The organism is Hymenobacter agri, assembly GCF_054778495.1.
The window spans coordinates 1-1181 of sequence record NZ_BAAGZM010000935.1 but is presented as its reverse complement, the minus strand read 5'-3'; the positions used below and the strand labels follow the sequence as shown (position 1 = coordinate 1181).

At 61.2% G+C, this 1181-nt stretch carries 1 protein-coding gene and 1 pseudogene; both read left to right on the top strand.

All coding sequences use genetic code 11. The features are described 5' to 3' along the window. The first annotated feature begins 441 nt into the window (after positions 1-441). Positions 442-918 (top strand): RNA polymerase sigma factor, encoded by a 477-nt coding sequence (locus tag ACYVDE_RS23500; protein ID WP_460503952.1) that lies wholly within the window; start codon positions 442-444, stop codon positions 916-918. Positions 919-926: 8 nt separating this feature from the next. Continuing rightward, positions 927-1181 (top strand): annotated as a pseudogene (locus ACYVDE_RS23495) (anti-sigma factor); the annotation flags it as partial.

Genomic DNA, 1181 nt, shown 5'->3' with positions numbered 1-1181 from the left:
GGTGGGCGAAGGTGGTGGCCGCCCAGGCGGGGGCGGCGCGGTGGGCCTGTCCCAGCAGGCGTTGGGTTTTGGCCCAGGTGAACGGGGTGAAGCGGCGCAGCACCCGGCCGGTGTGCGGGTTGAAGGATTCGATGGACATAGCTCAGGTAAGAGAGGACGGAAGGAAGCCGAAAGGTACGGGCAGCCCCGCTAAATGCCGGGCGCGGCGGCGGCCAGCCCGGCTTTCGGTAAACTGGAAGCCGGGTCGGCCGGTTACGAAGCGGCCGGTACCGTATACCGCCCAATTGGGTCGCACAATGTACTTTCGCGCTCATCGCTGCCCACCTTCCGCTTCATTATTCACCTTCAGCTACTCCCGTGTCCGATAACCCGCTAATTTCCCTTCCACCCGCCGCTGAGGAGGACTTGGTCCGGCGCCTTCAGGCCCGCGACGAATCGGCCATGACGCTGTTCTACGACCGATATTCCTCGGCCCTTTACGGCGTCATTTTTCGAATCGTCAAAGCCGAAGACGAAGCCGAGGACGTGTTGCAGGAGGCCCTGGTCAAAATCTGGAATGCCTTTGCCAGCTACGACCCCACCAAGGGCCGCTTGTTCACCTGGGTGCTGAATATTTGTCGCAATTTGAGCATTGATAAAATCCGCTCGCGACAGCACCGCGTAGGTAGCAAAACAACGGGGCTGGATGACAGTCTGACCGCGCAACGCCAGGCAGCGCCGACGGCCTTTCGCCCCGAACACATTGGCTTGCAGGAAATTACCCAAAAGCTGATTCCCGAGCAACGCCAGATAATTGATATGCTCTATTTCGAGGGCTTCACCCAAAGTGAGGTAGCGGAGGAACTCAACATCCCCTTGGGGACGGTGAAGACCCGCGCCCGCACTGCCATCAAAGTCCTAAGCAAACTTATTCGCTGAACCTAACCGTGGAAAATTTCCAAGACTATATCGAATCGGGCATCCTGGAGCTGTACGCTTTCGGTGAACTCTCGGCCGCCGAGCAGGCCGCCGTGGAGGCCCAGGTCGCCAGCCATCCCGAGGTGCGGGCCGAGCTGGCGCAGATACAGGCCGCGCTGGGGTTGTATGCCGAAGCCCATGCCGTGACCCCGCCGGCCGGCATGCGGGAGCGCGTACTAGGCAATGTGATGGCCCAGATTGCCCCCGCCGCCCGCCCCAACACG